The organism is Candidatus Deferrimicrobiaceae bacterium, assembly GCA_035256765.1.
Lineage (GTDB): Bacteria > Desulfobacterota > Deferrimicrobia > Deferrimicrobiales > Deferrimicrobiaceae > CSP1-8.
Window position 1 is genome coordinate 1 of sequence record DATEXR010000200.1, and the last position, 5,830, is coordinate 5,830.

Annotated in this window: 4 protein-coding genes; 1 reads left to right on the forward strand and 3 read right to left on the reverse strand. The window is 65.7% G+C overall.

Features of this window, described 5'->3' with window-relative positions:
- Positions 1–2,576 (reverse strand): pitrilysin family protein (locus VJ307_06770; GenBank protein ID HJX73844.1); only part of this gene is annotated, 2,576 nt, incomplete at its 3' end.
- Between the two features lie 196 nt (positions 2,577–2,772).
- Here VJ307_06770 and VJ307_06775 point away from each other — a divergent pair.
- Entirely contained in the window at positions 2,773–3,429 is a 657-nt protein-coding gene (locus tag VJ307_06775) for a hypothetical protein (GenBank protein HJX73845.1), read from the forward strand.
- Here the strand turns inward: VJ307_06775 and VJ307_06780 are convergent.
- Together VJ307_06780 and VJ307_06785 are read right to left on the reverse strand one after the other, a co-directional pair.
- Positions 3,377–4,663: a DEAD/DEAH box helicase gene (locus VJ307_06780; protein HJX73846.1), complete on the reverse strand. Its 1,287-nt coding sequence runs from the start codon at positions 4,661–4,663 to the stop codon at positions 3,377–3,379. The two genes, VJ307_06775 and VJ307_06780, sit on opposite strands and share 53 nt — an antisense overlap.
- Positions 4,664–4,993: 330 nt before the next feature.
- Entirely contained in the window at positions 4,994–5,731 is a 738-nt protein-coding gene (locus tag VJ307_06785) for an FKBP-type peptidyl-prolyl cis-trans isomerase (protein HJX73847.1), read from the reverse strand.
- Between the last annotated feature and the right edge of the window lie 99 nt (positions 5,732–5,830).

The window sequence follows — 5,830 nt, forward strand, 5'->3', positions numbered from 1 at the left end:
CGGAACGTCTCCTCGTATCCGATTCCGAAGAGTTCATTGTACATCATTTTGCCGGCGTAGGAGGAATTGCTCTGAAGGCCGATTTCGTAGGTTCCGACCATCCACTGTTTCGCGCGGCCCAACTCCTCCGCCGTGATCCCGTTCGTCCTCACCTCGGAGATGATCTTCAGGGTGTCCGTGATCGCCCCGTCCCGCTTGTCGGGGCTGGTCCCCATGTAGAACGCGAAGAACCCCGGATCGACCTGCTCCGAGGAGAAGGAGGTCACCGCGTACGCCAGGGATTTCTTGTCCCGGAGGTCGGTGAAGAGCCTGCCCCCCTGCCCCGCGAGCGCCGACCCGAGCACGTCGAGGGCGTACCGGTCGGGGTCCGTGAACCTTGCTCCGGTGTACCCGATGAGGAAGTGCACCTGCTCCTTGTCCCGGGTTTCCTCCGCCCGGCGGATCCCCCCTTCCTCGGGCACCGGCATCGGCCCGAGCGGGACGAAGCCCTCGTTGCGGGGGAAGTCGCCGAAGAATTCCCTGACGGCCGAGAGCGCTTCCTGCACGCCGATGTCCCCGGACACGGAGATCACCATGTTGCGCGGATCCGCCCACCTCCGGTAGAACCCCTCCACATCCTCCCGGGTCATCCCCCGGACCGACTCCTCCGTCCCCAGCGGGTCCCGGGAGTACGGGTGGTCCCCGTAATGGGCGGCAAGGAAAAGGAGGATGACCGATTGGGTCATATCGTCCTTCTGGAGCTTTAGCCTCCCCAGAACCTCCCGGCGCTTCTTCTCGAGCTCCTCGGCCGGGAACGTGGGCGACCGGAGAGACTCGGCGAAGAGACGGAACCCGGCGGCGAAATCCCTGCTCAGAAAGCGGGCCCGCATGCCGAAGACGTTTCTTCCCGAAAAGCCGGAGAGATCGGCCGCCATGTTCTCGACCGCCTCCGCAATTTCCCGCGCCGTCCGTTCCTTCGTCCCTTTCGTGAGCATCTCCGCCATGATCGCGGAAACCCCGCCCTTCTCCCTCGGCTCCCCGCGAAGCCCGCTCAGGAAACCGGCCTCGACGGCGACCACGGGGACGGCCCGGTCCTCCCGGACGATCACCCGGATGCCGTTTTCCAGGACTTCCTTCACGACGGTCCCTCTCTTTTCCGAGCCGACCGCCTCCCGCATCGCCTCCCGGTACGCCTCCCCTGCGATCCTTCGGACCTCCTCCCCGGGGAGCAGGCCCGCATCGCCCTGCGGGACGACGGCCGCCACGGTGAGGTTCTCCGGCGTCAGATATTTCCGGGCCGCCGCGGCAATGTCATCGGCCGTCACCGCACGGATCTTCCGGAGGTACTGCTGCTCGAACCCGGCGTCGCCCAGGGTGGTCTCGAAGAACCCGACGTGGCGCGCGATGGCCCCCTGGGACTCGAGGGAATAGACGAACTCGCTCTCGGTGGCCGTCTTGGCCCGGGCAAGCTCCTGGCCTTGCGGGGGCGCCGCCGCGAGACGGAACGTCTGCCGCAGAATTTCCCGCAGCGCCTCCTTGGCTTTCTCGGGAGCGCCCGTGGCCGACACGATCAGGGCGCCGGGGTCCTTCGGGGTATAGGCGGAGGCGCTCACCGAATCGACCAGCCCCCGGACGTCCTTCACCTCGTGATAGAGGCGGGAGGTATGCCCGCTCCCCAGAATCAGGGAGAGGAGGTCCCAGGCGAAAACGTCCTCGTCGCGCATCGAGGGCCCGTGGAATCCGATGTCGAGGTAGGCGCGCTTCGCGTCCCGCTCCTGGACCTTCACCCGGGTATTCTCCTGCGGCGGCTCGGCGGGCGCATCGGCGGACGGGGCCTCGTGGGTCGGAAGGGGAAGGAAGGCTTTCTCGATCGCCGGGCGGGCCTTCCCCGGGTTCACGTCGCCCGCGATCACGAGCACCATGTTCCCCGGATAATAATAGCGGGAGAAGTACGAAAGGAGGTCGTCCCGGGTGGTCTTCCGGATGGTGTTGTCGTACCCGATCACGGGCCGGCCGTACGGGTGGACGCGGTACATCTCCCGGAACAGGGCTTTCCCGTTCATCCTTCCCGGGTTGTCCTCGTTCATCCGGAGCTCCTCGAGGATGACCTCCCTCTCCTTGGCCAGTTCGTCCGCGTCGAACACCGAGTTCCCGATGGTGTCGGCCAGGATGTCCAGTGCGTTTTCCAGGTAGCGGCCCGAGATCGTGATGTGGTACACCGTCTGGTCGAAGCTCGTGTAGGCGTTGATCTGGCCCCCGAGGGACTCCACCTCCCGCGCGATCTGGCCGGGACCCCGTCTCTTCGTCCCCTTGAAGGCCATGTGCTCCAGGATGTGGGACATCCCCGCGCGCTCATCGGGTTCGGTGGCGCCTCCCGCCTTGACCCAGACCTGTACGGCGACGACCGGAGAGGAGTGGTTTTCCCGGAACACGACGGTCAGACCGTTTCCCAGCATGAATGTCTCGACCAATTTCGCCCCCTCCGCCGCCGTTTTTCCGTCCGCCGCCCCCGCGTCAGGCGGGGCGGCTCCCCACACGCAGCACGCCGCCCACAGGCAGAGAATCGCAAGGATCGTCCTGTGCCCCTTACGCGTCATCGGTCATCTCCTTCCCGGCGTTCGTCCCTTCCCGGTCTTCCCTACACAGATGACCGAAGCCCGGACTTGGTTCCCCGGGAGACGGGAGCGCCCATTATATCCCAGGTCCCCCGGTCCTCTCCCGGTTGTGTGACGGGCGGATTCCGTCTATCCTATGCGGGACATCGATCGCCGGCAGGGAAAAAGGAGACGCTCCATGGGGCAAAAGCGGAGAACGGACAAAGGTGCGGCGCAAGCCGCGGGGGACAAGCGGAAGAGGGCTGCCGGGAGCGGACGGAAGAAGATCGATCTGCCCCCGGACCGCCTCAGCGCCCAGGCGATGGAAGGGAACGAAGCGGCCTTTCTCGCCCTCGTGAGGTTTCACTCCACCTTCAACCCCGTCCCCCTCACCCCCGAGCTGCTCCTCGTCGCCGGGCTGGACGACGTCACGAGGAAGCGGCTCGCGGGCCGGCTCAAGCGAAAGGAGGACAAACTCCTGCGGCCCTTCCCGACCATCGACCTGATGTTCTGGGGGGAGGAGTGGGTCCAGAAGACCCTGGACCGGTTCCTGTGGAACAGGCGCGGCGGGAAAAAAGCCCCGAACGCGGCTTTTCTCCGGAGACTGTGGGATGCGTCCAGCGAGGGAACGATGCTCCAGCTCCGGATTTACAAGAAGGCGGCCGTGACCCCTTCCGCGTGGGTCCGGGTGAAGTACCCCCACTTCGCCAACCTCGGGCTCTCGGATTCCCAGACCCTCAAGGTCGCCCGGGCGGAAGGGTGCAGGTTCGGGGAGAGCGAGTTCCTCGCGGCCGTCCGCCGGTTCAGCCGGCGAAACCCTCTTTCCGGGCCCCGCCGAACAACTCCGCCGCGCTGATCATGAACGGGCGAAGGGCTTTGGGCTTTTGCGGCTCGAGGTCCGTGGGCGGACCGGGCCGAAGGCCCGACCGGTAGGGGTGTTCCTCGACGACTTTGAGGTGCCTGCGGATCAGCAGTTCGATCGCCGGGAGACCGGGCCTTTCCCCGATGTCGCAGAACGACAGGGCGATCCCCGACAGGCCCGCCCGTCCCGTGCGTCCGGTGCGGTGGATGTACGATTCCGGGTCATTGGGCAGATCGTAGTTCAACACGTGGGAAAGCCCCACGATGTCCAGACCCCGGGCCGCGATGTCGGTCGCCACGAGGACCCGCGTCTTCCCCTGCCGGAAATCCGAAAGCGCCTGCTCTCTCGCCCTCTGCGTCTTGTCCCCGTGGATCGCCTCCGTGGAGATCCGCGCCCGGGCGAGATGCCTCGCGACCCGGTCGGCGCCGTGGCGGGTGCGCGTGAACACCAGGACGTTCCGAAGCGTCGGGTCGGCCAACAGGTGTTGCAGCAGCGCCGCCTTGTCGGGTTTCTCCACCAGGTACAGGAAGTGCTCGACGGCATCCGGCGCGGGCGCCTGCGGCGTGACCGCCACCTGGACGGGGTCGCGCAGGATCGTATCCGCCAGCCTCCGGATGTCCCCGGGGATCGTGGCGGAGAAAAACAGGGACTGCCGGCGGGGCGGCAGTTTGTCGACCAGCCGGCGAATGTCGTAGATGAAGCCCATGTCGAGCATCCGGTCGGCCTCGTCCAGGACGAAGATCTCGATGCCCCCTAGCCGCACCAGGCCCTGCGACATCAGGTCGAGAAGCCGGCCGGGGGTGGCCACGAGAATATCCACGCCTTCCTGAAGCGCCCGCTCCTGCGGCACCTGGCTGACCCCGCCGTAGACCGTCGTCTGGCGCAGGCCGGTATGCCTCCCGTATTCGCGGAAGCTCTCCCCGACCTGGATGGCCAGTTCCCTCGTGGGAGTGAGCACCAGGGCGCGAACGGGACGAAACGCCCGCCCCTTCCCCTTCCGGCCGGCCGGCGGTCCCTCCTGTCCGTCCCGCGACCGGCTGAGCTTTTGCAGGATGGGAAGCGCGAAGACCGCGGTCTTCCCGGTCCCGGTCTGGGCGCACCCCAGCAGATCCTTTCCCGCCAGCACGTGGGGGATCGCCTTCTCCTGGATCGGAGTGGGCACCGTGTACTTCTTCGCCCTCACCGCGCGCAGCAGTTCGGGGGAAAATCCAAAATCCGAAAACGTCATTCCTTCTTCCTCCATTCGAGAATCGTTTGTCCGGGCGCACCATGTCCTGGCGCCGCACGGCTCTTTGCCATGCCGAATCTTACGGGAAATGCTGCAAACGGCCTGGAGGGGAGGCAGAGCCGCTTCTTCGGAAGGAATGCTTCCGGATCATTTCCGACGTGGGATCCAACAAAACTTAATTATCATGACACTGGGTGCGGAAAATAGCAAGGAAATCATTCCCTGCCTCTTTTTCGGGATACCCAATAGGGAGGAGGGACCGGGGAATCATCCGGGGGGCGGCACGCAAGGGCGCCACCCCCCGAGCCCCTTGGTTCGCGGACGGGTCGGTCAGCGGGTCCCCGCGGGTTTCTCCTGCCCGGCTCCTTCCGTTTCCGCCGGCCCCTTGATCGACATCAGCTCGATGTCGAAGACGAGGGTCGCGTTCGGCCCGATCGGACCGGCGCCCCGCTCCCCGTAGGCGAGCTCGGGGGGGAGGAAAATCTGCCATATGTCGCCGACCTTCATCCGCTGGAGCGTCTCCGTCCACCCGGCGATGACCCCGTTGACCGGAAAAACGGCCGTCTGCTCCCGTTTGTAGGAGCTGTCGAACTCGGTCCCGTCGATCAGGGTGCCGCGGTAGTGGGTCTCCACCATGTCGGTTTCCTTCGGCGAGGGGCCGGCACCCGACCGGATCACCTTGTACTGCAGGCCGCTCGGAAGGGTGAGAACCCCTTCCTTCTTGCCGTTTGCGGCCAGATAGGCCTCCCCGTCCTTCTTGTTCTTTTCCGCGATCTGCCTGCGCTGCTCCTGGGCCCTGGCCACCAGATCCTGCTGGAAGGCCATCAGCGTCTCCTTTATCTCCTCGCCGGTGAGGAGGGTTTCCCCTCCGGACATGGCGTCCCGAACCCCTTTCGCGAGGAGGTCCGGGTCGATATCGATCGACTGCTTCTTCAGGTTGCTCCCGATGTCCATCCCGATGCTGTAGCTGATCTTCTCCTTCATGCCCGCAAGCTTGGGCGCATCCGCCGCGCTTGCGTGACCGGCCAGAAGAAGTGCGGCCGCCGCTGCCACCCAACGGAGTTTCATCGATTCTCCTTTCGCGCTCCCCAAGGAAGTGGTCTCCCCGCCGGAAAACAGGCCCTCCGGGGCGAGGAAGAAAAAAGCCCTACCAGTATACGCCAGGGC

What these genes read in the sequence shown, in the direction of transcription:
- VJ307_06780 (HJX73846.1), bottom strand. Translation starts at nt 4,663, where the DNA reads ATGACGTTTTCGGATTTTGGATTTTCCCCCGAACTGCTGCGCGCGGTG.
- VJ307_06785 (HJX73847.1), bottom strand. Translation starts at nt 5,731, where the DNA reads ATGAAACTCCGTTGGGTGGCAGCGGCGGCCGCACTTCTTCTGGCCGGT.
- VJ307_06775 (HJX73845.1), top strand. Translation starts at nt 2,773, where the DNA reads ATGGGGCAAAAGCGGAGAACGGACAAAGGTGCGGCGCAAGCCGCGGGG.